Genomic DNA, 25,340 nt, shown 5'->3' with positions numbered 1-25,340 from the left:
GGGTATTCCGAGAGTACCCCCCGCGATGGCGGATGGCAATTAGAGGATTATTTTCATCACGTTACCATTATGCAGCCGCTGGTAATCGTTAATATTCAGCACTACAGATCTCTCCAGCACTCCGGCATTAAACGCGATTTCGCCATAGCGTTCAAACAACAGCGGATCGATTACCAGCCGTAAATCTTCATGAAAGCTAAACGGTGGAATCGCCCCAAATACACAGGCGGTCAGGGCATCCACTTCTGCCGGGGAGGCCAGCGAGGCACGACGTCCACCCACCGCAGCCGCCACTTTACTCAGGTCCGCCTGCCGATCGGCCGGCAGCACCGCCAGTACATATTGCTTGATACCGTTACCTTTGACATGGCACACCAGCGCTTTCGCACCCTGGCCCACCTCTGTACCTCGCAAAGCCGCCACTGCTTCACACTTCCCGTTCGCTGCATGCTCCAGCAGGCGATATTGAGCGCCGTGCTGGTCGAGCAGGGCGATAAGTTTTTCATGGGTGGTCATGGGATGCGCCCTGTTGAGCCAGCAGCGCAATCAGCGTTTGCCGCATGTGAGATTGTTGTGGCAACAAACCCATTTCCAGCCCCAGCGGCCTGAAAGCTCGATTCAGCACATTCAGGGTCACGCTCTCTTTATCCTGTTCGATATCTGACAGGGTACGCCGGCTGATGCCAGCCAGCGCCGCATAGCGATCCTGTGAAAACCCCAGCACCTGTTTGCGGAGTTGCATAAGTAACTTGCCGTGGCTGGCTTTTTCTTCAATCGACTGACGTAATAACGCCAGGAATAACGCTTCACGTTCAAACGGCGTCATGGTTTTCATCATAATTTCCACCCTGCAATGCGCTCATCCAGAAAATTGAAGCCAACGCCGGGCATTTCGAGAATTGACGCAGGCACACCGCGTTGCGCCAGGCGCACCTTAAGACCAGTCAGCTTTTTCGCTAGTATACATAGCGCCTCCAGTAACCTTTTCTCAGAGACCAGATAGTTCAGACGTTGTGCAATCAGATGCCAGTTTTACTATTGCATAGGTAAAGTCATAAGCCAGTAATGCTTCGCTGCCACGACCAGGCTGGGGGCTTTAACATTGAGCATGGCAGCATCATGCCAGACTCCGTCAAGGTAAAGTTGTAAGGTCAGCATAACCAGCCCTCTTTGAGCAGTATATTGCTCAAAGAGGGCTGGATTTGCTTTTTTTGAGAAGAATGCTGCTCAAAATAATTCCTGGTCACTAATTTTGAGCAGCATGTTGCACAATTGGTTACTTATGACGGGCGCGCAGGTTGTTAACGATCGCGCTTAAATCCAGATCCTGGTCCTGCAGCAGCACCATCAGGTGATAGAGCAGGTCGGAGGCTTCGTTGGTCAGTTCATGACGATCGTTAACCGTGGCCGCCAGCGCGGTCTCCACGCCCTCTTCGCCAACCTTCTGCGCAATACGTTTGGTGCCGCTGGCGTAGAGGCTGGCGGTATAAGAACTGGCGGGATCGGCATGTTTCCGCGACGCCAGCAACTGCTCCAGTTGATAGAGGAACGTCCACTCCGGGGCGGCGGGCGAGAAGCAGCTGGAGGTGCCGAGATGGCACGTCGGCCCGACCGGGTTCGCCAGCACCAGCAGCGTATCGTTATCGCAGTCTGGCGTAATGCTCACTACCTGCAGAAAGTGGCCGGAGGATTCGCCTTTGGTCCAGAGCCGCTCTTTGGTGCGCGAGAAAAAAGTGACGTTGCCTTCCGCCAGCGTTTTTTCCAGCGCCGCCTCATTCATATAACCGTGCATCAGCACTTCGCCGGAGACGTTGTGCTGCACGATAACGGGCATCATGCCCGCGGTTTTGACCCAGTCCAGGCGGGCCAGTTGGTCTGCTGTTAACACGCGCGAATCTCCACACCGTTGTCGATCAGAAAGTTTTTCAGCTCACTGATATTAATAATCTGCTTATGAAACACCGACGCTGCCAGCGCACCATCAACGTTTGCCTGCGTAAAGGCGTCGAGGAAATGTGGCATGGTGCCGGCCCCGCCGGACGCGATCAGCGGCACGCTGCACACTTCGCGGACCTTCTGCAGCTGAACCAGATCGTAGCCGTTACGTACGCCGTCCTGATTCATCATATTCAGCACGATCTCGCCCGCGCCAAGCTTCTGCACTTCCCGCACCCAGTCAAGGGTTTCCCACTGCGTTACCCGGGTACGCGCTTCATCACCGGTATACTGGTTGACGTGATATTTACCGCTCGCTTCATCAAACCAGGTATCGATACCCACTACTATGCACTGCACGCCAAAACGGTCGGCGAGACGGGTGATCAGCGTCGGATCGGCCAGCGCCGGGGAATTGACAGAGATTTTGTCAGCGCCAAACTGCAGAATGCGCGCGGCATCCTCCTCGCTCCTGATGCCGCCCGCGACGCAGAACGGAATGTCGATCACTTCCGCTACGCGTGAGACCCAGCTTTTGTCGACCACGCGGCCATCCGATGAGGCGGTGATGTCATAAAACACCAGCTCGTCGGCCCCTTCCTGCGCGTAGCGCTGCGCCAGCGGCACAATGTCGCCGATGATTTCGTGATTGCGGAACTGCACGCCTTTTACAACCTGTCCGTCACGCACGTCCAGACAGGGGATTATCCGTTTTGCCAGCATGAGATCGCCTCCGCTACCGTAAATTTATCTTCCAGCAGGGCACGACCAACGATCACACCCTGCGCACCGCTGCCGCGCAGCGCGGCGATATCTGCCAGCGAGCCGATGCCGCCGGAACTCTGAAAGGCGATGTCCGGAAAAGCAGCAGACACCTCTTTATAGAGCGCTACGTTAGAGCCGCTCAGCGTGCCGTCGCGTGAAATGTCAGTGCAGAGCACATGCTTCAGGCCCACCGGCTGATACCAGCTAATCACCTCTTCCAGCGTAACGCCCGCCGCTTCCTGCCAGCCGCTGATCGCCACTTCTTTACGGTTAGCCGCGTCGATGCGCACATCCAGCGCCAGCACGATGGCGTCAGCACCAAATTCGCTGAACCAGCTTTTCACTTCTTCTGGCTGTTTGACTGCCGTCGAGCCGACCACCACGCGCGTGGCCCCGGCGGCAAGCAGGGCGGCCACATCATCACGCTGGCGAATGCCGCCGCCAACCTGCACCGGTACGCTGACGCCGCGCAGCAGCGTGGTCAGCAGCGGGATCTGGCGCTTAGCCGGATCTTTTGCACCGGTCAAATCCACCAGGTGCAGCACACCGGCGCCCTGGCGTTCATACTCCTGCAGGCGCGGCAGCGGATCGCTGCCGTAGTCGCGCTGCTGACCGTAGTCACCCTGATGCAGGCGCACCACCTTGCCATCAATCAAATCTAACGCGGGGATAATCATTACATCTCCAGAAAGTTTTTCAGCAGCTGCGCGCCCGCTTTGCCGGAGCGCTCCGGGTGAAACTGCACGCCAAAGAAGTTATCTTTCTGCAGCGCGGCGGTAAAAGGCAGGCCGTAGTCACACTGCGCAATCGTGGCGGCGTTAACCGGCATCGCGTAGCTGTGCACAAAGTAGAAGTAGCTGCCATCCGGAATATCGCGGAACAGATGGTGTCCCGCTTTGGCGGTGATCTGATTCCAGCCCATGTGCGGCAGCGGCAGGCCCTGCGTATCCATCAGCGCCACCGGCTCATCAACGATACCCAGCGTGCTGATGCCGCCATTCTCATCGCTGCCGCGTCCCAGCAGCTGCATACCGAGGCAGATCCCCAGCACCGGCTGCGTACAGGCTTTGATCAGATCAATCAGCTCGCGCTCTGCCAGCTGGTTCATCGCCGCCTGTGCGGTGCCGACGCCCGGCAGCAGCAGTTTATCGGCGCGCAGTACCACATCGGCATCGCGGCTCACTTCAGGCGTATAGCCGAGGCGCTCAATCGCCCATCTGACCGACGAGAGGTTGGCGCAGCCGGTGTCGAGAATGACCACGTTCATCACAGCACTCCTTTTGAGCTCGGCAGGGTATTCCCCTCGACGCGGATCGCCTGGCGCAGCGTGCGGCCAAAGGCTTTGAACAAACTCTCCACGCGGTGGTGATCGTTACGGCCTTTGGTTTTCAGGTGCAGCGTGCTCATCATGGCGTAGGAGAGCGAGCGGAAGAAGTGCTCGACCATCTCAGTGCTGAGATCGCCCACGCGCTGATAGCTGAACTCCGCTTTGTATTCAAGATGTGGCCGGCCGGAGATATCGAGCGCGCAGCGCGCCAGACACTCATCCATCGGCAGCACAAAGCCGAAACGGCCAATGCCGCGCTTGTCGCCCAGCGCCCTGAGCAGCGCTTCGCCCAGCGCCAGGCCGGTATCCTCCACCGTGTGGTGATCGTCAATATAGAGGTCGCCTTTGACGTCGATATTCATGCGAAAGCCGCCGTGTACCGCGATCTGGTCCAGCATGTGGTCAAAAAAACCGACGCCGGTGTTGATTTTGCTGCCGCCTTCACGATCGAGCCACACTTCCACTTTGATCTGCGTCTCTTTGGTGTTGCGGTTGACCAGCGCATAGCGGTCGCGTTTGGTGAGCTGCGCCTGAATGGAGGCCCAGCTCTCGCCTTCGGCGCCGTAGCGCAGGCCCTGAATGCCCATGTTTTCCGCCAGCTGCAGATCGGTCTGACGGTCGCCAATCACATAGCTGCTGGTTTTATCCAGCGCGCCCTCTGCCAGCCACGCCTCAACCAGCCGGGTTTTGGGTTTACGGCAGTCGCAGTTATCGGCGGGCAGGTGAGGGCAGATCAGCACATCGCTGAAGTTAATTCCCTGCGAGGTAAAGATCTGCATCATCAGCGTATGCGGCGCATCGAAATCGGCCTGCGGGAAGCTTTCGGTACCCAGACCATCCTGATTGGTGATCATCACCAGCTGGTAGCCCGCTTCCTGCAGCGCCAGCAGCGCGGGGATCACATCTTTCTCCAGCGCCAGCTTATCCAGGCGATCTACCTGAAAGTCAGACGGCGGTTCGGCAATCAGCGTGCCGTCACGGTCAATAAAAAGGATCTTCTGGCTCATGCTTGCTCCACGGAAAAGGCTTGCAGCGCGGCGATCAGGCGCTCGCACTCGGTTCGGGTACCAATTGAGATGCGCAGGCATCCGGCAAGACCGGGATTTTTGTTCTGGTCACGCAGAATAATGCCCCGATCCCACAGCGATTTAAACACGGCTGGCGAGTCGGTGAAGCGCGCGAGAATGTAGTTGGTCTCGCTCGGAAACACCTGCTCCACCACGGGCAGCTGCGGAAGCTGTTCATACAGCCATGCGCGGTTCGCGTTGAGTTCAGCGACATGCTGACGCATCAGCGCAATGCCCGCCTCGCTCAGCGCCTGCGCCGCAACGTCAGCGACCGGCGTGGCCAGCGGATAAGGTGCGATCACCTTCATCAGCAGATCGATAACCGGCTTGTTAGCCAGGGTGAAACCGCAGCGCAGACCCGCCAGCGCGAACGCCTTTGAGAGCGTGCGCAGGATCACCAGATGCGGATACGCCTGCAGCCACGCCGCAAGCGTTGCGGCCGGGCAGAACTCAATATACGCCTCGTCTGCCACCACCAGCGCTTTACCGGCGGTCATGTCCAGCAGCGCCCGGATATCATCCTGATTGATCAGGTTACCGGTCGGATTGTTCGGGCTGCAGAGGTAAACCACTTTTACGCCATCGAGCTTATCGGCAATGGCCGGCAGGTTAAGCTGCCAGTTGTCCAGCGCCGGCACGGTACGGTACTCAATACCGATGGTTTCGGCGCTGACGCTGTACATACCATATGTCGGCGGGCAGAACAGAATGGCATCTTTGCCCGGCTCGCAGAAGGCACGCATCAGCAGCTCAATGCCCTCATCAGCGCCGCGGCTGACCAGAACCTGCTCCGGGGTTAAACCGGCGTAGGCGGCATAGCGCTCAATCACCAGCCGCGGCTGGCACTCCGGATAGCGATTCAGCGTCTGCTGTGACAGCTCAAACGGCACCGGAAGCGGAAATTCGTTGGCGTTCAGCCAGACATCCCCGTTGCCACCCAGGCGACGCGCTGACTGGTAGGGCGTCAGGGCGCGGACGTTAGCACGCGCTAACGCTTCAATTTCAGTGCTCATGCTTGCTCCTTCAGGGCGGCAACGCGCAGGGTAACGGCGTTTTTGTGCGCATCAAGCTGCTCGGCGGCGGCCAGGGTTTCAATGGTGGCGGCCAGGTTCATAAAGCCCTGCGGTGTCAGTTCCTGCACCGTCATCCGCTTCTGGAAATCTGCCAGTCCGAGGCTGGAGCTGGTGGCGGTATAGCCATAGGTTGGCAGGACGTGGTTAGTGCCCGAGGCGTAGTCACCGGCAGATTCCGGTGACCAGTCGCCGAGAAATACCGAACCGGCGCTGGTGATAGCATCGACCAGATCGCGCGGCTGGCGCGTCTGAATGATCAGGTGCTCCGGACCATACTGGTTGGAAATCGCCACGCACTGCGCCAGATCCTGCGCCACGATCAGGCGGCTGCTCGCCAGCGCCTGACGCGCGGTGGCGGCGCGCGGCAGTGCGGCCAGCTGCGCCTCAACGGCCTGCGCGACCTCTTCGGCCAGCCTCTGCGACGGCGTCAGCAGGATCACCTGAGAATCAGGACCGTGTTCCGCCTGCGACAGCAGGTCAGAAGCGACAAACGCGGGCGTCGCCCCTTCATCAGCGATCACCAGCACTTCAGAGGGGCCGGCAGGCATATCGATAGCCGCGCCGTCGAGCCGCTGGCTGACCTGACGCTTCGCCTCCGTCACCCAGGCGTTGCCCGGGCCAAAGATTTTGTCCACTTTCGGCACCGATTCGGTACCAAAAGCCAGTGCAGCAATCGCCTGCGCGCCGCCGACCTGAAACACCTCCTGCACGCCACACAGCTGTGCGGCATAGAGAATTTCATCGGCAACCGGTGGCGGCGAGCAGAGCACCACGCGGCCGCAGCCAGCGATGCGCGCCGGCGTTGCCAGCATCAGCACGGTGGAAAAGAGAGGCGCAGAGCCGCCCGGAATATAGAGGCCTACCGACTGCACCGGCCGCGTAATCTGCTGACAGCGCACGCCGGGCTGCGTTTCGACATCCACCGCGGCCAGAATCTGGGCGTTGTGGAAGGTCTCAATATTGCGCACGGCAACCGCCATCGCCTGTTTAAGCTCGTCGCTCAGGCGTGCGCTGGCGGCCTGCATCTCTGCCGCAGAGACGCGCAGCTGGCTGACCTGCGCCTTATCAAACTGCGCGCTGAAGTCGCGCAGTGCCGCGTCGCCGCGCGATTTCACTTCCGCCAGCACGTTCTGCACGGTGGCGCTGACGGTGGCAGAAGCGGCAATGGCCGGACGCTGCAGCAGCGCCTGCTGCTGTGCGGCGTCGCACTGCTGCCAGCTGATTGGGGTCATCAGGGTGCTCATCGGTTACTCCAGCATTTTTTCAATCGGCAGCACCAGGATCGAGCTGGCGCCCAGCGCTTTCAGTTTTTCCATGGTTTCCCAGAACAGCGTCTCGCTGCTGACCATGTGCATCGCCACGCGGCTCACTTCGCCCGCCAGCGGCAGCACGGTAGGGCGCTCGGCGCCAGGCAGCAGGGCGATAACCTCTTCCAGCCGCTCGCTCGGCGCGTGCAGCATGATATATTTTGATTCGCGCGCTTTGATCACGCCCTGGATGCGCGTCATCATGGTGTCGACCAGCGCCTGCTTGGCAGCCGGCAGCTCGCCGTCGCGCTGGATCAGTACCGCTTTGGAGCGGTAGATCACCTCGACCTCACGCAGGCCGTTGGCCTCCAGCGTGGCGCCGGTAGAGACCAGATCGCAGATCGCATCAGCCAGGCCTGCGCGCGGCGCGACTTCTACTGAACCATTCAGCAGGCAGGATTTAAACGGGATACCCTGTTTGTCGAGATACTGTTTCAGCAGATGTGGATAGGAGGTGGCGATACGGGCGTTGTTCAGGCACTGCGGACCGGTATAGTCGGCATCTACCGGCATCGCCAGCGACAGGCGGCAGCCGCCGAAATCCAGACGACGCAGCGTAAAGTAGCGCGGATCCTCACCCTGCGAGCGGCGGGTCAGCAGCTCCTCTTCCAGCACGTTCTCACCGACAATGCCGAGATCGACCACGCCATCCATCACCAGACCGGGAATATCGTCATCGCGCACGCGCAGAATATCGATAGGCATGTTCTCCGCAAACGCAATCAGACGCTGCTGCTGAAGGTTGATTTTGATGCCGCAGCGCGCCAGCAGTTCGCGTGATTCATCACTTAAACGGCCAGATTTCTGCATAGCTATGCGTAAACGGGTGTTATCTAACATGGTTCCTGTCCTCTTATTTGATCCTGTCTGAACGTGTTACGTTTGCGTTCGCCCATAAAAAAACCCCCGGAAGATGATCTTCCGGGGGCTCTCTTTGCGCTCGCACCACTGGAAGATCCTGAACGTCTCCCAGCACACATCGCCTGAAAGACTAGTCAGGGTGATGGTGGTGATGATGGTTGAACTGAACGCGTGTCATAATAAATTCCGTTGCTGAATGAGTATTCATTTGCGTGCTGATTAACCTAGCGAAGATGGCGCGGCTTGGCAACCCTTTTTTAACGTCAGTTTACGGAACCTTCCGCAACACTTTGCGCTGGTTTGCCGGGCGGCGCCGCTCTAAGATGAGATAACGATGGCGCGCAACAGCAGGAGCAGAGATGAAACGAGTCGCGATTACGGGTCTGGGCTGGCTGGGGATGCCGCTGGCAATGGCGCTGACGGCGCGGGGCTGGGAAGTGACCGGCACAAAAACCACGCCGGATGGCGTTGAAGCCGCGCGGCGCTGCGGCATTGAGGCGTATCAGCTGAAACTGACGCCGGAAATTGAGTGTGATGCTGACGAACTTGAGGCGCTGATGCAGGTGGATGCGCTGGTGGTTACGCTGCCGGCCAGCCGCACCGTGCAGGGGGCTGACGCCTATATGCAGGCGGTACAAAACGTGGTGGACACGGCGCTGGCAAGCCGGGTGCCGCGCATTATTTTCACCAGCTCCACCTCGGTCTACGGCGCAGGTGAGGGGATCATGAAAGAGCAGAGCGCGCTCCAGCCGGAGACAGTCGCCGGCAAAACACTGGTCGAGCTGGAGCACTGGCTGCACGGCCTGCCGGGCACCAGCGTGGATATTCTGCGGCTCGCCGGTCTGGTGGGGCCGGATCGCCATCCTGGTCGCTTTCTGGCCGGGAAAACCGGGCTGGAACAGGGCAGTCACGGCGTGAACCTGGTGCATCTGGATGATGTGGTAGAGGCGATTATGCTGCTGCTGCAGCGGCCAAAAGGCGGGCACACCTACAACCTCTGCGCGCCGCATCATCCGTCGCGGGATACGTTTTACCCTGACGTGACAAAGAAGCTGGGCCTGGTGCCGCCCACGTTCAGTGCGCAGTCCGGCCGCCCGACCGGCAAACTGATTGATGGCACAAAAATCTGCGATGAGCTCGGCTTTGAGTATCGCTACCCCGATCCGGCACGCATGCCGCTGGCATAAACCCGGCGGGAGATCTGCGTCTCCCGCTGCGGCTCAGACGCCCAGCCGATCGCGCAGCGCATACCATACGGCGCCCATTGCCGTCAGAGGAACTTTAAACCGGCGTCCGCCAGGGAATGGCAGATGCGGCAGCCGGGCAAAGGCATCAAACCGCTCCGCCTGACCGCGCAGCACCTCGGCAATCAGCCTGCCGGCGAGATGCGTGCAGGTTACGCCATGGCCGCTGTCGCCCTGCATAAAATAGGCGTTCCGCTCCAGCTGACCAAACTGCGGCATCCGCGACAGCGTCAGCAGAAAATTACCGCTCCAGCGGTGGCTGATTTTGATATTGCGCAGCTGCGGAAATGTGCGCTGCAGCTTGGGCAGGATCAGAGCGTCAATGTCAGCGGGTTCGCGCGCGCCATATACCACGCCTCCGCCATACAGCAGACGGTTATCCGCGGTAAGACGAAAGTAATCGAGCAGATAGTTACAATCTTCCACGCAGTAGTTGTTAGGCAGCAGCCCGAGCGCCTGGTCGCGGCTCAGCGGTTCGGTGGTCACAATCTGCGAGCCGCACGGCATGCTTTTGCGGCTCAGGCGCGGCTCCAGCCGCGCCGGCAGATAGGCGTTGCCGGCAAAGATCACAAAGGTGGCATGCACCTCCCCGTGCGCGGTGGTAATGCGGTGCGGTGCGCCGTAGTGCACGGCGAGGGCGGCGGAGTGTTCATAAATACGCCCGCCGTGGCGGCGGATCGCCTCCGCTTCTCCCAGCGCCAGGTTCAGCGGATGCAGATGCGCACCGCGCTTATCCAGCAGACCGCCGACATAGCGATCGGTAGCGATTTCCCGCCGGATGCCGCGCTCATCCAGCAGCTCCAGGCTCTGATTGCCGTAGCGCGCCCAGCTCGCCTGCTGACGATGCAGGTGGCCCATCTGCCGCGGGTTGAGGGCAGCGAAAATACCGCCCGGCCGGTAGTCGCAGCTGATGGCGTAGCGATCGATACGGTCGCGGATAATATCGGCACCCTCAAACATCATGCTGCCGAGCATCGCGGCGGTTTCTTTACCGTAGCGCTGCTCGATCACATCCACGTCGCGGCTATAGGAATTAACCACCTGACCGCCGTTACGTCCGCTGGCACCAAAGCCGATGGTGGCCGCCTCCAGCACGACCACGTCGTAGCCCGCTTCGGTCAGAAACAGCGCCGAGGAGAGACCGGTAAAGCCGCCGCCGATAATACAGACGTCGCACTGAATACTCTCCTGCAGCGCAGGCCAGGGGGCGTGCGGATTAGCGCTGGCTGCGTAATAGCTCTCCACATGGTGCATCACATTCTCCTCAGGGTCGTGCCCGGTGATAATCGCTGGCGGCCTGAATAAAAGCAGCAAACAGCTGGCGTGAAACCGGGTTCTGCTCAGACTGCCACTCCGGATGCCACTGTACCGCCAGCGCAAAAGGGTGATGACGCAGGCTCACCGCCTCAATCACGCCATCTGCGGCGCGTGCTTCTATGCGCAGCTGCGGACCCGGCGTGCGTACGCCCTGCGCATGCAGTGAGTTAACGGCGAAGGGGGCCTGGCAGTCAGGCAGCTGACTCAGCAGCCCGCCCGGTTCCGGCGTGACCAGATGCGCCGCAGCGTACTGTTGCGACAGCGGCCGGGCGGGGTCTTCACGGTGATCCTGAAACCCGTCAACCTGATGCAGCTGACGATAGAGCGCGCCGCCATTGGCGACCACCAGCTCCTGCAGGCCACGACAGATACCCAGCAGCGGCATCTGTCGGCTGGTGGCCCAGGTAATGGCCGCAAAGGCCAGGCGATCGCGCCCCGGATCGCTGTGCGCTTCACTGCCCGCTTCGCCATAGTGCCAGGGTTCAATATTGCTGGGGCTGCCGGGCAGCAGCAGGCCGTCCAGCAGCGCCATGCTTTGCGCCAGCAGCTTTGGTGCCTGCAGCAGCTGATGCGGCAGCGGCAGCGGTACGCCACCGGCCGCGACCACCGCATCCGGATATTTATTGTGCAGCGTCTGAGCGGGGTGGGGACCGGCCATGTTCTGGCACATCACTATTCCGATCAGCGGTTTTACAGCATCTGTCATCATCGGGTTACCACGCTGAGAGTGCTGACGCTCTGCCGGCAAATTCAGGCAGGCGTTTAAGCGAGCCTGTTATTCTCAATCTAATCTGCCCGCGCCGAACTGCAAACCAGATTGTTACATTTGCACACTATTTGTGTTGGCGCTATGTTAGAGCTGTAGTTCGGAATTAAAGCATCGCGCAAACCTCATTAACGGTAACTGGCGGGTGGTATATGACGAATATCGTGGAAGTAGAAGATTTCACGCGGCACAGTGAAGAGAAGCGAACAAGCGCGTTCCAGCTGGAGGTGAAAACCTGGCTGGAACGCCATCCCGAAACGCAGTATGTCGATATCCTGTTAAATGATTTAAATGGTGTTTTTCGCGGTAAGCGCATTCCGGTTGCCGCGCTGCCAAAGCTGGAAAAAGGGTGTTACTTTCCCGCCTCTGTTTTTGCCATGGATATTCTCGGCAACACCGTTGAGGAAGCCGGTCTCGGACAGGCACTTGGCGAACCCGACAACCTCTGTATTCCTGTTCCTGGCACGCTTATCCCTTCTGCTTCCGATCCGCAACGCATTGCCCAGCTGCTGCTGACGATGTGCAACCAAGATGGCACTCCCTTTGACGTTGAACCCCGAAACGTGCTGAACCGGCTGTGGCAGCAGCTGCGCAATCGCGGGCTGTTTCCGGTGGTAGCGGTAGAGCTGGAGTTCTATCTGGTTGATAAGCAGCGCGATGCCGGCGGCTTTATTCAGCCACCGTGTTCGCCGGGCAGCGCAGAGCGCAACATGCACTGTCAGGTTTACTCCGTGGACAATCTCGACCATTTTGCTGACGTGCTGCGCGATATCGACGCGCTGGCGCAGCGGCAGGGGATCCCGGCCGATGGCGCTCTGGCGGAAGCCTCACCGGGCCAGTTTGAGATCAATCTCCATCACACGCAGGACATCCTTAAAGCGTGCGACGACGCGGTGCTGCTGAAGCGGCTGGTGCGACAGGTAGCGGAAAATCACGGTATGACCGCCACGTTCATGGCGAAACCCTATGAAGAGTATGCCGGCAGCGGCATGCACGTACATATCAGCATGCTCGACGCGGCGGATCATAACGCGTTCTCTCTGGATGATGGCAGCAACTCGCCGCTGCTGAAGCGCGCGCTGGCGGGCATGATTGACCTGATGCCGGCGTCAATGGCGCTGCTGGCGCCCAACGTCAATGCTTACCGGCGCTTCTCGCCAGAGTCGTTTGTGCCGCTGCAGGCGTCGTGGGGACATAACAATCGCACCGTGGCGCTGCGCATTCCGTGCGGCGACAAAGAGAACCATCGCGTGGAGTATCGCGTGGCGGGTGCGGATGCAAATCCCTATCTGGTCGTGTCAACAATTCTTGCCGGTATTTTGCACGGTCTGGATAATCAGCTACCTTTACCTCATGCGGTGACCGGAAACGGACATGCGGCGGAAGGGCTGGCACTGCCGATTCGCCAGAGCGACGCACTCTATGAGTTTGAGAGCAGCTACCCGCTGCAGAAGCTGCTGGGAGAGCGTTTCAGCCGCGTGTGGCATAGCTGCAAGCAGTGTGAGCTGCGCGAGTTTGAGCGATTGATCACCGCTACAGAGATTGACTGGATGCTAAAGAACGCCTGACGCACAGAAGAATTGCGTTAACGTCTTGTGTCGATGGTATAAGTTGGGGCAAAATATGCCCCCTGCAAAAGACAGAACATAGCCGACGCATTGAGCGTCGGTTATTTTTTTGCATAATGTTTTTAATACATACATAACCGAGGCCGGACACGTATCCGGATAGATAGACACCGAAACACGCTTCTGCGTGAGATTTGAGGAACAAAGATGGGACTGTTTACAATTGCACCAGCACTGGCTGGTTCTCGCTTTCGTGATGATTACGGCGCGGCGACAATCGCAAACACTAATATCACTTCTCACTGCAGCACGTTGCGCAGTATCCCTGTGGTACAACTGACATCAGTTGCTGCTGTAGGGGGTCTGAACAATGGCGCTTAATACCTCTGCCGCACCTCAGCGTGCACATCTGAAAAAAACTCTGACCCTGCTTCCGGTCGTCATGATGGGCCTGGCGTATATGCAGCCAATGACCCTGTTTGATACCTTCGGCATTGTGTCAGGTTTAACCGACGGCCACGTCGCCACCGCCTATGCTTTCGCCCTGATTGCGATTCTGTTTACGGCTGTGAGTTACGGTAAGCTGGTACGCCGCTTCCCATCTGCGGGCTCCGCTTATACCTACGCTCAGAAAGCCATCAGTCCGCACGTCGGCTTTATGGTGGGCTGGTCATCGCTGCTGGACTATCTGTTCATGCCGATGATCAACATCCTGCTGGCAAAAAGCTACTTTGAGTCGCTGGTGCCGGGTATTCCGTCGTGGATTTTCGTTGTGCTGCTGGTGGCCTTTATGACCATCTCCAACCTGCGTGGTATCAAAACCGTGGCTAACTTCAACAGCGTCATTGTGGTGCTGCAGGTTGTGGTCATGGCCGTGATTACCGGTATGGTGGTTTACGGTGTGGCGCACGGTATTGGCTCCGGTACGCTGGTAAGCACGAAACCGTTCTGGTCTGAGCATGCTCAGGTGGTGCCGATGATCACCGGTGCGACGATTCTCTGCTTCTCGTTCCTCGGCTTTGACGGCATCAGCTCGCTGTCGGAAGAGACCAAAGATGCTGAACGCACGATCCCGCGCGCGATTTTCCTGACGGCGCTGATTGGTGGCGTGATCTTTATCGCGGTCTCCTACTTCCTGCAGCTCTACTTCCCGGATATCTCGCGTTTCCAGAATCCGGACTCGTCACAGCCTGAAATCATGCTGTTTGTGGCCGGTAAAGCGCTGCAGATCGGGATCCTGATTTTCTCTGTGGTGACCGTGCTGGCGTCAGGTATGGCGGCACACGCAGGCGTTTCACGTCTGATGTACGTGATGGGCCGCGATGGCGTCTTCCCGCAGCGTATCTTTGGCTTCGTGCATCCAAAATATCGCACGCCGTCACTGAACGTACTGCTGGTGGGCGCGGTGGCACTGCTGGCTATCAACTTTGATCTGGTGACCGCTACGGCGCTGATCAACTTTGGTGCGCTGGTCGCGTTTACCTTTGTTAACCTCTCTGTGATCGCGCAGTTCTGGATCCGTGAGAAGCGTAACAAGACGCTGAAAGACCATCTCAACTATCTGGTGCTGCCTGTGATGGGCGCGCTGACGGTGGGTGCACTCTGGATCAATCTCGAAGAGACTTCCATGGTGCTGGGTCTGGTATGGGGCGCAATTGGTATCATCTACCTGGCGTTCGTCACCCGTACTTTCCGTAATCCGGTCCCGCAGTTCAGCGAAGAAGTGTGATGTTCGTGACCGGGTGCGCAGCGATGCGCACCCGGTCTGCTCTCTGCAGTACCTGCCTCCTGATATCCGTTACCTGCGTCTGCCGTTTCCTCTCTGTGCTTCCAGCTCTTTGTTCATCATTACTCGTCCCTCAGCAGCAGCATAATGACGCCACTATCCCGGCGGGCCGGGCGATGGTGAAACCTAACGCTCACTGCTACATCATCGATAACACGCCACACAGCTTTATTAAGCCACTGAGCCGCGTAATGAAGTCTGCTAACACCTTTTCGCGAATAAATCACAGTTTTTTATTTTATTCACAACTTAATGAAATAAAAAATATCAATAAGAATATCTGCCCGCGTGCTTCTGCTAATTCATAAACTGACTTATGTAAAGTTGCTTTATTTTTTGACTAAATTGATTGTGCTTTATTTAGCAGGAGTGAATAATTATCAATATCACTCTCTGTGTCCTTTTAAAAGGAATATTGAATGGCGCTTCTCAGGCTCGTTACAGCGACCAGCTGTCAATTCATCCTCGGGGCTGCTCTCTGCAGCGTGCCTGTCTCCCGGGCTCAGGTTTCTAACTCAGGCGATTCATCTCTCACCTGTCAGCCATCGGGAGGCTGTTCAGGCAATATTGGTATTTCAGCCACGGGAACGGCAACCCTCTCTGATGGATCGTTTTCCAGCCTTTCAGACATTATCAGAGTAGGCCGGTTTGGCACGTTTTTGCTGACTGGCGCGACTACTCGTCTTAGTTCTTTTGGCATGAGTCTTGGCGACAGCAGTGCGCCGGGAGCAGGCTCAGTGCTGGTGAACAATGGCGGATATCTCAGCCTGCAGCGAAGCGACATCTATGGCACTGTGACGGTCAGAGGTAGCGGTTCAGATTTTGTTTTATATAATTATGACAATAACTATTCGTTAAATAAGGGATCGGTTCTCAATATACTGGACGGCGCAACAGGTAGAGTTGCGCAAATAAACGGTTTAATCAGTGACGGCAGCACAGTTAACGTTTCTGGTAGGGGCTCATACCTGAGCATGCATTCAAGCATAATGGTTGATGATGAGCGATTAACAAACAGCATCATTAATATAGAAAATGGCGGATTGCTCGATACACGGGGGCGAAATAGTAGCAATCAACCTCCAGTAAATATGGTAGCAAATGGAGGCTCAATAGGCATCAACGGTTCAAACTCAACTTTACAGGTAGCTGACCTGGTTATAAATGGAACCGACGTGCAGATCCTAAACGGCGGATTAGCCGACCTGACAGGTAATATGGTCCAGACCGGGGGGCGCCTGCTGCTTGCCGGAGGCGGCACTCTGACGGCAAATACCTTCAGCTTAACCGGAGGCTCAGGCTCAGCCCCGGCAACCCTCCAGATTGGTGATGCCACAAATGGAATAAATGGGCCAGGCGTGATCAATACCCGTTTTACCCGTTCAATTGCCCTGGCTTCAACGTCATCATCGCGTGCAGGCGTGGTATTTGATCACACCGGTTCAGATTATGTTTTTACCCATGCTCTCACAGGCAACGGGGATGTCGCCGTGTTATCCGGCACCACTACTTTGGCTAATCAGAACAGCTATTCAGGCACCACCTCTGTAACCGGCGGAGTGCTGCGCGCGGGAGCGGCCAACGCCTTAAGCAGAAACTCCCGCTATCGCCTGTCAGGCACAGGTACGCTGGACCTGAATGGCCTAAGCCAGGATCTGGGGCAGGTAACCAACGACGGCACCGTCATCGTAAGCGGTTCAGCATCACCAACCGTTGTGAATATGAATGCAGGATATACAGGCAGCGGACGGCTGTCAGTGGCTGGCGAGAATACAACGCTTAATATTACCGGACCGTTTACAAATGTGGGCGCTGTTGAGGCGGCATCCGGCGCAAAAATCACTGCAGCTGCGCTGACTAATAATGGCCGGGTCATGCTCAGAGATACCGGGACCACGCTCACGCTCGCAGACGGGCTGACCAGCAATGCTGACTTCAGCGTCACTGGCGGCGCAGCGGTCACGGCCCGGCGCGTGACGAACGGCGGCACTATGCTGCTGAGTGGCGCAGGCAGCAGCATGCGTCTCTCCGGCCAGTATGACAACGCCGGCATCCTGCAGCTTGAAGAGGGTGCTGGCTTTACGTCAGGCACTTTCGTTAACGACGGAACCGTGCTGATTACCGGCAGCGGTACGCAGCTTCACACTGACACCCTGACAAACAACAGCACCGGTCTTATTGACCTTAACGGCTTTAGCCGGACGCTGGGCGACATCATCAACGCCGGTACCATCAACCTTGCCGGGAGCAGCGCCGGTGCGGTGCTGACCGTAAACGGCAACTACACCGGCTATAACGGCCTGCTGCTGTTTGGTACTGAACTGGGCGACGACAGCGCCACTTCAGATCGGCTGGTCGTGACCGGTGATGTAACCGGCACTACCCGGGTCCAGGTGAATAATCTGGGCGGTAGCGGCGCAGAGACGCTGAACGGTATTACGTTGATTGAGGTAGAGGGCAGCGCGGACAGCAGCGCCTTTACGCAAGAGGGCCGCATCGTGGCGGGCGCCTACGACTACCGTCTGGTGCGCGGGAACCGGGACTGGTATCTCACCAACCGTACGGATCTTGAAACCGGGCTTCCCATTATTCCGGATGAAGAAGAGGGCAACGGCAGCGGTGGCGATAATGGTGGCGGTGATGGTGATAGCGGCAGCGGTGATAACAGCGGTGGTGATAACGGCAGTGGCAGCGGGGGCAGCAGCGGTAGCGACGGCAGCGGCAAAGGCGTCATGGTGCTGCGTCCGGAGGGGGGCGCCTATGCGGCAAACCTGGCCACGGCTTCGACGCTGTTCGACACACGCATGAACGACCGCAAGGGCACCTGGTACCTTGATCCGGTCACGGGGGAAGAGAAGCATACTTCGCTGTGGCTGCGCACATCGGGCGATCATAACCGCCTGAACGGCGGTGACGGCCAGCTATCGACCCGGGCGAACAGCTTTGTGACGATGCTGGGTGGTGACGTGGCGGCAACGGATACTACGCGACTGGGCCTGATGGCGGGCTACGGCAACAGCAAGAGCAACACGCAGTCTGATATCACCGGCTACCGGGCCCGGGGGCAGGTTAACGGATACACTACCGGCCTTTACGGGACCTGGTTCGCGCAGGGAACAGACGAAAAGGGTCTGTGGACGGACAGCACCATGCAGTACAGCTGGTTTAACAACAGCGTAAATGGCGAAGATGAGGCGGGCGAATCATACCGGTCAGCAGGGCTGAGCGCCTCACTCTCCACCGGCTATGTGATCCCGCTGGGCGCAAATGCGCGCACGGCATTCTTTCTGCAGCCGCAGGCGCGGGTGAGCTGGTCAGGAATTAAGGCGGATGATCATATTGAGCGCAACGGTACGCTGGTGCAGGGTTCAGGCCAGGATAACATAAGCAGCAGCCTGGGGATGAAGGCGTTCATGAAAGGTCACTCGCAGCTGGATGAGAGTACCGGCCGGCAGTTTGGCATGTTTACCGAACTGAACTGGATCCATAACACCCGGGAGTATGCGGTGCGGATGGACGATGTCAGCGTTTCGCAGAGCGGCAGCCGCAACATCGCGGAGGCGCGCGTGGGAATAGACGGGGCGCTGGGCGGCGGCTTTGGCGTAAAAGGCACCATCGGGCAGCAGGTGGGTGATAAAGGCTGGTCAGATACGGCGGCGGCGGTAAGCATTAGTTACCGGTTCTGAGCCTGTGCGGCCTGATACGGGCCTGCGGCGGCAGGCAACACCCTGCCGCCGCAGCGCCTCTCCTCAGGAGACCAGCGCCTGAGCGTAGTGATAGAGCGCTTTCAGCTGCGCCATCTTATCCGCATCCTCTTCGTGCAGGCTGGCGAGCGACTCCAGCTCCAGCAGAAACGCCTGTACCCGCTCTGGATTTAACGCTTCGCGGCGATGCTGCAGCCAGCGCTGCTGCTCGCGATCGTCGAGGGTGCCGGGGAAATTACGCGCCCGGTAGCGGAACAGCAGCGGATTGACGCGCGCGTCGTTAAACGTAAGATCCAGCGCGGGCAGGTTCTGCGGCGCCGTCTGACGCAGAATATTCATGCCGGCGCGATCGGCATCGCTGAAGAAGCCGTCATAGAGTTGCGCATCAACATCCTCTGACGGCGTAAACGGCTCCGCTTCAGCAAACAGCGTCACCACTTTTTCGCGTACGGCGACGTGCTGGCGCAGCAGGGCGAGGTTCGCCAGACAATGCTGACGATCGATCCCGAGCCGCTCCGCATCCTCCGGGCGCAGCGTACTGGCCGGGGCCAGCACCGGGCATTTATTGATGTGCACCAGCTTGATCGGCACCGGAGCCGCATCGCCCAGTTCGCTCTGCCGCGTATAGAGGCGCTCGCGCAGCGCATCCGGCTCCAGCTCCAGCAGCGGCGTCATATCGCCCGCCAGGTCCGCCACAATCAGCGCATTTTTATTATCAGGATGCCACGCCAGCGGCACGATCCAGCTGGTATTGCCCCGCGCGGCGCCAAACATACCGGAGACGTGAACCAGCGGCTTCATCTGCGGAATATCAATCAGGGTCATCAGCTTCTGCTTATTACGATGCGCAAACAGAAACGCATACAGCTTTGGCTGTTTCTCTTTGACCAGTTTTGCCATCGCCAGCGTCGCCCATACATCCGACATCGCATCGTGCGCCTGTTCGTGCGCCACGCCGTTGGCTTGCGTGAGATGCTCCAGCTTAAAGCTGGGAAAGCCCTCATCATTTTCCGGCCAGACAATCCCTTCCGGGCGCAGCGCATAGCAGGCGCGCATCACATCCAGCAGATCCCAGCGCGAATTGCCGTTCTGCCAGCTCCAGCCGTAGGGATCAAAAAAGTTGCGGTAGAAGATGTTGCGCGTGACTTCGTCATCAAAGCGCACGTTGTTATAGCCGATCACGCAGGTATTGGGCTGGGTAAACAGCGCGTGGATACGTGCAGCAAACTCCGCTTCCGTAACGCCGCGCGCGCGCGCAACCTGCGGCGTAATGCCAGTGATCATCACCGCTTCCGGCTGCGGCAGATAGTCATCTGCAGGCTGACAGTAGAACACCTGCGGTTCACCCACCGGGTTAAAGTCGGCATCGGTGCGCAGGCCGGCAAACTGGGCCGGACGATCCAGCGACGGGCTCTTCCCGAAGGTTTCATAATCATGGAACAGAAAGGTGAACTCAGAGGCGGGCACGGCGTTATCCTGGATTGAAAAATCAACCCACAGAATAGTCGGGCGTTTCAGTCAGCACAACCCTCATCCATTGCGCTGCGGGCGGGTCTGAGTTTTTTCTGTACGGGACATACTTTTTTTCAATTTATTCAGATATCAAAGCGCTATTTGCCGTACAACGTGCGGCGGTAAATTCATTTTTAAACTGAGGACGATGTGTTGAAAAGGCGTGTGTGGGTAACTCTTTCTGGATTAGTGTTTGTGGCATCAATAGCGCAGGCGGAGGACAGCCTGGCGTTTCCCGTGACGGCGCCGGGTATTGATGCCGCATCATGGGTATTAATGGACGCTACCACCGGGCAGATCCTCACTGCCGGCAATCCGGATGCGGAGCGTAATCCCGCCAGCCTGACTAAACTGATGACCGGCTATGTGGTTGATCGCGCCGTCGATCAGGGAAAAATTACCCGGGATGATGTTGTGACCGTAGGCAAAGATGCCTGGGCGGCCGGAAACCCGGTGTTTAAAGGCTCTTCGCTGATGTTTCTCAAGCCAGGCGATAAAGTCACGGTACGCGATCTGATGCGCGGGGTCATTATCGACTCCGGCAACGACGCCTGCGTGGCGCTGGCAGACTATGTCGCCGGCAGCCAAGAAAGTTTCGTCACCATGATGAACCACTATGTACAGAAGCTCGGTCTGACGCATACCCATTTTGAAACCGTGCACGGCCTCGATGCGCCGGGTCAGCACACCACGGCGCGCGATCTGGCGGTGCTGTCGCGCGCCATTATTAATGGCGAGCAGGACTTTTACGCCATGTACAGCGAAAAGACCCTGAGCTACAACGGCATTACGCAGAACAACCGTAACGGCCTGCTGTGGGATCAGCATCTGCATGTCGACGGCATGAAAACCGGGCATACCGAGAGCGCCGGGTTCAATATCGTCGCCTCCAGTGTTGAAGGGCGTCACCGGCTGATTGCGGTGATCATGGGCGGCAAAAGTTCCAAAGGACGCGAAGAGCAGGCGCGCAAGCTGCTGACGTGGGGGCAGAGCAACTTCGATACCGTGCAGCTGTTCCATGCCGGTAAGAAGATCGGCAACGAAAACGTCTGGTATGGCAATCCGCATAAAGTCGAGGTAGGCACCACGCAGGATATCTATCTGTCTCTGCCGCGCAGCGAAGTGGCTAACGTGATGGCGAAATATGTTATCGATCGCAAAGATCTTACCGCGCCGCTGAAAGCGGGCGAGCAGATTGGTGAGATTCAGGTACTGGATAAAGACAAACAGCTGGCGAGCTATCCGCTCTATGCGCTGCAGACGGTTGAAGAGGCGGGCATTCTTACCCGTATCAGCGACTACGTGAAGCGTAAACTCTGACAGGTTTAACCGTGGCGTTATCGCTGCGTTTCTTTATTGAAAGCAGAATGTAACGCCACGGTTACCTGATACGTACGGATAGAAAAAAAGCGGGAAAAAGCGGCGGCAGGGGCTGAAGCCAGCTGCCATGCCAGGGTAACATAGCGCGCAAATTTTTCCCGTTTCCGGATCACCATGTTACGCGCTGACAAGCCTGTCTCGTCGATTGAATTCTGGTTCTACCGCCACTACCGCGCCGTACACGGCGTGCGTATCGCAATCGCCTTTGTGCTCTGCTTTCTGTTTGTCAGGCTGACAAATATTCCCGAAGGTACCTGGCCACTGATTACGCTGGTGGTGGTAATGGGACCTATCTCAACCTGGGGAAACGTGCTGCCGCGCGTGATTCAGCGCATCAGCGGAACCTTTGCCGGGCTGATTTCCGGACTGATTGCGCTGAAGCTGGAGCTGATCTCGCTGCCGCTGATGCTGGTCTGGTGCTTTGCGGTAATGATTGTCTGTGGCTATCTGACGCTGGGCAAACATCCCTACATGGCGCTGCTGATTGGCATCACGCTCGGCGTGGTAGTAGGGGCGCCAGCCGGTGATTTCACCGTGGCGCTGTGGCGCGGCGGCGATGTGATTTTAGGCTCGCTGATGGCGCTGCTGTTCAGTGCCATCTGGGCGCAGCGCGCCTATATCCACTGGCGTATACAGCTTTCAGATGCGTTTGTCAGCATGGCAAAGATCCATCACGCCGGCTTTTCCCCTAATCTGGTCGAGAAGCCGCGTCTCAATACGCGCTTTCAGAAGCTGCTCAGCAGCGTGATCAGAATGCGCGCGCTGCTTGAGCCCGCCAGTAAAGAGACGCGTATTCCAAAATCGGTGTTTGAAGCGATCCAGACCATCAACCGTAACATGGTCAATACCATGCAGATGCAGATTGAAGCCTGGTGGGCCTCACGCGAGAGTCATCTGCTGCTGCTCAGTGCACCTGCGCTGCGGCGTACCCAGCAGATGACTGAAGAGACGCTGAACGCGCTGGCGCTGCTGCTGCAAAAAGGCGAGACGGAACAGGTTATCGCAAACAGCCACGCCCTGGAGGAGATAGTGCAGGAGCTGGAGGCGCTGATCGCCAGCGGCAGCGCGCAGCTTGAAACCACGGCGATTTACGGCTACGTCTGGCTGAGCCTGGAGCAGGCGCGGCAGCTGGAGCGCATGACCGATCTGGTCCGGCTGGCGCTGCGTAAATAGTTTTCTCCGGCAACCACTTAGTGCGAATCGCCCTTTCTTTGCGCTAAGATAAGAGCCAGTCTGAAATTTGCTGTGAGAATTGCTAACCCGGCTCAACAGCCGCTAAGCTACAACTCTTGACGTTATATGACTATTCCGCCTGCTGCTGCAGGCCTTAAGAAAGGTGCCAACATGGAAAATGCCAAGCAATCATTTCAGGACGTGCTGGAGTTTGTGCGTATGTTTCGTCGTAAAAACAAACTGCAGCGCGAAATTCACGATAACGAAAAGAAAATCCGTGATAACCAGAAACGTGTGTTGCTGCTGGATAACCTGAGTGAATATATCAAACCCGGCATGAGCGTGGAGGCGATCCAGGAGATCATCGCCTCTATGCGCGTGGACTATGAAGATCGCGTGGATGAGTACATCATTAAAAACGCCGATCTGTCGAAAGAGCGTCGCGACCTGTCGAAAAAACTGAAAAGCATGGGTGAGCCGAAAGGACACTAAGTGCGGCAGTAAGGTTTCACTGTGACGAGGTCGCCATTATGGCGACCTTTTTAATGCCTGCGCCAGGACCTGCAGCTGGCGGGCAATTTCGCTGTTATCCAGGCCATCCTGCTGCGGAGCGGCCGTGGTTTCGCGCAGAATCAGCCCGGTCTCGAGCAACGGCGCAGGCAGCGTCTCTCCGGCCAGCTGCGCCAGGATCCGGTCCACGCTGATACGCCCAAGCTGCTGCAGATCCTGCCGGATGGTGGTCAGCGGTGGCTGATACCAGGCGCTCTCTGCGGTGTCATCGTAACCAATCAGCGAGATATCCGCCGGGATCGCCACGCCGTGCTGGTGTAGCGCGCGCATCGCACCCAGCGCCATCTGATCGTTAGCCACCAACAGCGCCTGCGGCAGCCGATCCGGCAGCAGGGTGAGCAGTGCCTGATAGCCGGACGCCGCGCTCCAGTCACCCTCCAGAACACAATAAGGCTGCAGCTGATGCTGTGCCAGCGCCCGCTGCCAGTCCGCAAAACGTGCGCGGGCAGAGGCTGAGCGCGCCGGACCGTTCAGCACGCCAATTTCACGATGCCCCAGCGCCACCAGATGATCCACAGCCTGCAGCGCCCCGCAGCTACTCTGATACTGACACTGCGGCACCGGCGCGCAGGTTTCGACATCAAGAAACAGGGCGGGTTTACTGCCGCACTGCTGCTGAATCTGCGCCGCCTGTGCGGCATCCAGCGGCAGGTTAATCAGCAGGGCATCAACGCGCTGCGCCAGCAGCTCATTGACCGTATCGGATGCGGCGCTCTGCGCGTTAGCCATGGCGATCACCAGGTGATACCCCGCCGCCGCGGCCCGCTGCTGAATCGCAGAGGCGATCTGCGCCGGCGCCATCAGCGCCAGATCGCTGGTGGCCAGTCCCAGCGTGCGCGTTGCCTTTCCCGCCAGCTGCTGCGCCACGCGGTTGGGTACGTAGCTGAGTTCTGCCATCGCCGCCTCTACCCGGGCGCGCGTGCGTGCCGAGACCTGCGACGAATGGTTCAGTACCCGGGAAACCGTTTGATAAGAGACGCCGGCCAGGCGGGCGACATCATCCAGCGTTACAGAGCGCGCGGTCATTACATTCTCCTGAATTGACTGCGGCGAGTGTAACAAATTTTCCCGTTAGTCACCTGTTCCCGCGTTGTTCAGAGCCGGGTAACGCCCATGGCTGCCGCCTGCTGCTCCCACGCGAGCACCTCATCATAGTAGCTGCGGCGGGGCACGGAGAAACCGGCCAGCAGGTTAGCCTGCATCAGCGGTTTAAAATCCTCAACGTTGGCCAGTTCAAATAAGGCGCTGCGCAGTTTTTCCAGCAGCAGGCTATCGGTGCGGGCAGAGGTAATAAGCGGCAGGGCCGGGCAGAGCGGCGTCTCGCCAATAATTGTCACATCGGCCAGCGCCTGCGGCTGATACTTCTGCAGCAGCGCCCAGGTAATGCAGTCAATGGCGGCGATATCCGCTTCATTGCGGCGCAGCGCCGCCAGCGACTGCTGATGGCTGCCGCTGAAGTGCGTTTCGGCAAAAAATTTACCGTTCTCTGCAAGCGGTGCGATCGCATAGCGCAGGGCGTTGTAACCGGAGTGTGAGTCAGCGCTGTTGCATACGGCACGGCGTCCGCGAAAATCTTCCAGCATGCGGGCGTTCTCCGCCTGGCGCACCACCAGCCAGCTGCGATAACGCAGATCCTGGCAGCCCGCTGCGCACGACTGCATCGTACCAACCAGCTGTACCTCCGGCAGCTGACTGACCAGCGCATAGCCGCAGGTCTGGCTCAGCAGCAGATTGTCGTCGCGCCAGTGGGTAAGCAGATCGTCCGGGGCGACCACCTCTGCTGTCACATCGCGTTTTGCCAGCAGTTTCAGCAGCGCGCTGGTTGTGGCCGCCGTCGTCGCGCTGTCGATGTCATACATAGGTAAAGAGATAAGGTGCATAGGGCATCCCTGAGTGCATCAGCCTGTTCGGCAAATCAGTGTTTAAGGATAGCTGAGATTGATAAGCGAGAGGGTGGCTGCGGTTGTACAAAAAAGTTGAAGATG

At 58.2% G+C, this 25,340-nt stretch carries 23 protein-coding genes and 1 other annotated feature; of the genes, 7 read left to right on the top strand and 16 right to left on the bottom strand.

Annotation, left to right across the window (positions count from 1 at the left end; genetic code table 11):
- Positions 1-39: 39 nt before the first annotated feature.
- From B4056_RS16795 to hisL, 11 genes are all read right to left on the bottom strand, one after another.
- Positions 40-516, bottom strand: coding sequence for a YbaK/prolyl-tRNA synthetase associated domain-containing protein (locus B4056_RS16795; RefSeq protein ID WP_288655409.1), 477 nt, complete (start codon positions 514-516; stop codon positions 40-42).
- Positions 503-838 carry a helix-turn-helix domain-containing protein gene (locus tag B4056_RS16790; RefSeq protein ID WP_039385326.1) on the bottom strand — a complete coding sequence of 112 codons (336 nt, stop codon included), beginning with the start codon at positions 836-838 and terminating at the stop codon, positions 503-505. Before B4056_RS16790 ends, B4056_RS16795 begins: the two co-directional genes overlap by 14 nt.
- 438 nt (positions 839-1,276) lie before the next feature.
- Complete coding sequence (gene hisIE / locus B4056_RS16785) at positions 1,277-1,888, bottom strand: bifunctional phosphoribosyl-AMP cyclohydrolase/phosphoribosyl-ATP diphosphatase HisIE (RefSeq protein ID WP_094111770.1); 612 nt, start codon at positions 1,886-1,888, stop codon at positions 1,277-1,279.
- Positions 1,882-2,658 (bottom strand): imidazole glycerol phosphate synthase subunit HisF, encoded by a 777-nt coding sequence (gene hisF, locus B4056_RS16780; RefSeq protein ID WP_039385316.1) that lies wholly within the window; start codon positions 2,656-2,658, stop codon positions 1,882-1,884. The genes hisIE and hisF overlap by 7 nt, the downstream gene beginning before the upstream one ends.
- On the bottom strand, positions 2,640-3,377 hold the full coding sequence (gene hisA, locus B4056_RS16775) for a 1-(5-phosphoribosyl)-5-[(5-phosphoribosylamino)methylideneamino]imidazole-4-carboxamide isomerase (protein ID WP_039385314.1): 738 nt from the start codon (positions 3,375-3,377) through the stop codon (positions 2,640-2,642). The genes hisF and hisA overlap by 19 nt, the downstream gene beginning before the upstream one ends.
- On the bottom strand, positions 3,377-3,967 hold the full coding sequence (gene hisH / locus B4056_RS16770; RefSeq protein ID WP_039385312.1) for an imidazole glycerol phosphate synthase subunit HisH: 591 nt from the start codon (positions 3,965-3,967) through the stop codon (positions 3,377-3,379). The genes hisA and hisH overlap by 1 nt, the downstream gene beginning before the upstream one ends.
- Positions 3,967-5,034 (bottom strand): bifunctional histidinol-phosphatase/imidazoleglycerol-phosphate dehydratase HisB, encoded by a 1,068-nt coding sequence (gene hisB / locus B4056_RS16765; protein WP_039385309.1) that lies wholly within the window; start codon positions 5,032-5,034, stop codon positions 3,967-3,969. Before hisB ends, hisH begins: the two co-directional genes overlap by 1 nt.
- Positions 5,031-6,107: a histidinol-phosphate transaminase gene (hisC, locus tag B4056_RS16760; protein WP_288655404.1), complete on the bottom strand. Its 1,077-nt coding sequence runs from the start codon at positions 6,105-6,107 to the stop codon at positions 5,031-5,033. Before hisC ends, hisB begins: the two co-directional genes overlap by 4 nt.
- Positions 6,104-7,411: a histidinol dehydrogenase gene (hisD, locus tag B4056_RS16755; RefSeq protein ID WP_104085173.1), complete on the bottom strand. Its 1,308-nt coding sequence runs from the start codon at positions 7,409-7,411 to the stop codon at positions 6,104-6,106. Before hisD ends, hisC begins: the two co-directional genes overlap by 4 nt.
- Before the next feature lie 3 nt (positions 7,412-7,414).
- Entirely contained in the window at positions 7,415-8,314 is a 900-nt protein-coding gene (gene hisG / locus B4056_RS16750; protein WP_039385304.1) for an ATP phosphoribosyltransferase, read from the bottom strand.
- A gap of 54 nt (positions 8,315-8,368) precedes the next feature.
- Positions 8,369-8,490 (bottom strand) — a sequence feature (His leader region).
- Positions 8,466-8,513, bottom strand: coding sequence for a his operon leader peptide (gene hisL / locus B4056_RS16745; protein WP_100396937.1), 48 nt, complete (start codon positions 8,511-8,513; stop codon positions 8,466-8,468). (Overlaps the previous feature by 25 nt.)
- A gap of 181 nt (positions 8,514-8,694) precedes the next feature.
- On the opposite strand from hisL, the gene B4056_RS16740 reads away from it, so the two are divergent.
- Positions 8,695-9,522 (top strand): SDR family oxidoreductase, encoded by an 828-nt coding sequence (locus B4056_RS16740; RefSeq protein ID WP_039385302.1) that lies wholly within the window; start codon positions 8,695-8,697, stop codon positions 9,520-9,522.
- Positions 9,523-9,555: 33 nt separating this feature from the next.
- On the opposite strand, the gene B4056_RS16735 is transcribed toward B4056_RS16740, so the two are convergent.
- Both B4056_RS16735 and puuD read right to left on the bottom strand, forming a co-directional pair.
- Positions 9,556-10,833: an NAD(P)/FAD-dependent oxidoreductase gene (locus B4056_RS16735; RefSeq protein ID WP_150034250.1), complete on the bottom strand. Its 1,278-nt coding sequence runs from the start codon at positions 10,831-10,833 to the stop codon at positions 9,556-9,558.
- Between the two features lie 10 nt (positions 10,834-10,843).
- Positions 10,844-11,605, bottom strand: coding sequence for a gamma-glutamyl-gamma-aminobutyrate hydrolase (puuD, locus tag B4056_RS16730; RefSeq protein WP_071668093.1), 762 nt, complete (start codon positions 11,603-11,605; stop codon positions 10,844-10,846).
- A 209-nt stretch (positions 11,606-11,814) separates the two neighbouring features.
- Here puuD and B4056_RS16725 point away from each other — a divergent pair, with 209 nt between their 5' ends.
- From B4056_RS16725 to B4056_RS16715, 3 genes are all read left to right on the top strand, one after another.
- On the top strand, positions 11,815-13,230 hold the full coding sequence (locus tag B4056_RS16725; protein WP_039385294.1) for a glutamine synthetase family protein: 1,416 nt from the start codon (positions 11,815-11,817) through the stop codon (positions 13,228-13,230).
- A 370-nt stretch (positions 13,231-13,600) separates the two neighbouring features.
- A complete protein-coding gene (locus tag B4056_RS16720; protein ID WP_039385292.1) occupies positions 13,601-14,959 on the top strand; it encodes an APC family permease in 1,359 nt (452 codons plus the stop codon).
- Positions 14,960-16,191: 1,232 nt separating this feature from the next.
- Positions 16,192-18,702, top strand: a complete 2,511-nt coding sequence (locus B4056_RS16715) for an autotransporter outer membrane beta-barrel domain-containing protein (protein WP_288655399.1) — start codon at positions 16,192-16,194, stop codon at positions 18,700-18,702.
- A gap of 63 nt (positions 18,703-18,765) precedes the next feature.
- Here the strand turns inward: B4056_RS16715 and sbcB are convergent, their stop codons facing one another.
- Positions 18,766-20,187 carry an exodeoxyribonuclease I gene (sbcB, locus tag B4056_RS16710; RefSeq protein ID WP_039385286.1) on the bottom strand — a complete coding sequence of 474 codons (1,422 nt, stop codon included), beginning with the start codon at positions 20,185-20,187 and terminating at the stop codon, positions 18,766-18,768.
- 195 nt (positions 20,188-20,382) lie between these two features.
- On the opposite strand from sbcB, the gene dacD reads away from it, so the two are divergent.
- From dacD to B4056_RS16695, 3 genes are all read left to right on the top strand, one after another.
- The gene (gene dacD / locus B4056_RS16705) at positions 20,383-21,552 is read left to right on the top strand and encodes a serine-type D-Ala-D-Ala carboxypeptidase DacD (RefSeq protein WP_094112140.1); all 1,170 of its coding nucleotides are present in this window, start codon (positions 20,383-20,385) and stop codon (positions 21,550-21,552) included.
- Positions 21,553-21,726: 174 nt separating this feature from the next.
- Entirely contained in the window at positions 21,727-22,785 is a 1,059-nt protein-coding gene (locus B4056_RS16700; protein ID WP_039385281.1) for an FUSC family protein, read from the top strand.
- A gap of 171 nt (positions 22,786-22,956) precedes the next feature.
- Positions 22,957-23,277, top strand: a complete 321-nt coding sequence (locus tag B4056_RS16695) for a DUF496 family protein (RefSeq protein WP_039385998.1) — start codon at positions 22,957-22,959, stop codon at positions 23,275-23,277.
- A 36-nt stretch (positions 23,278-23,313) separates the two neighbouring features.
- Here the strand turns inward: B4056_RS16695 and B4056_RS16690 are convergent, their stop codons facing one another.
- Both B4056_RS16690 and B4056_RS16685 read right to left on the bottom strand, forming a co-directional pair.
- Positions 23,314-24,381: a LacI family DNA-binding transcriptional regulator gene (locus B4056_RS16690; protein ID WP_288655397.1), complete on the bottom strand. Its 1,068-nt coding sequence runs from the start codon at positions 24,379-24,381 to the stop codon at positions 23,314-23,316.
- Between the two features lie 68 nt (positions 24,382-24,449).
- Positions 24,450-25,235 carry a phosphate/phosphite/phosphonate ABC transporter substrate-binding protein gene (locus B4056_RS16685; protein WP_113655043.1) on the bottom strand — a complete coding sequence of 262 codons (786 nt, stop codon included), beginning with the start codon at positions 25,233-25,235 and terminating at the stop codon, positions 24,450-24,452.
- Positions 25,236-25,340 lie beyond the last annotated feature (105 nt).

It is taken from the genome of Pantoea sp. UBA7232 (assembly GCF_002473195.1).
In the GTDB taxonomy this organism is placed as follows: domain Bacteria; phylum Pseudomonadota; class Gammaproteobacteria; order Enterobacterales; family Enterobacteriaceae; genus Pantoea; species Pantoea eucrina.
Note: the sequence above shows the minus strand (reverse complement) of the source record. Positions and strands in the feature narration are given on the sequence as shown.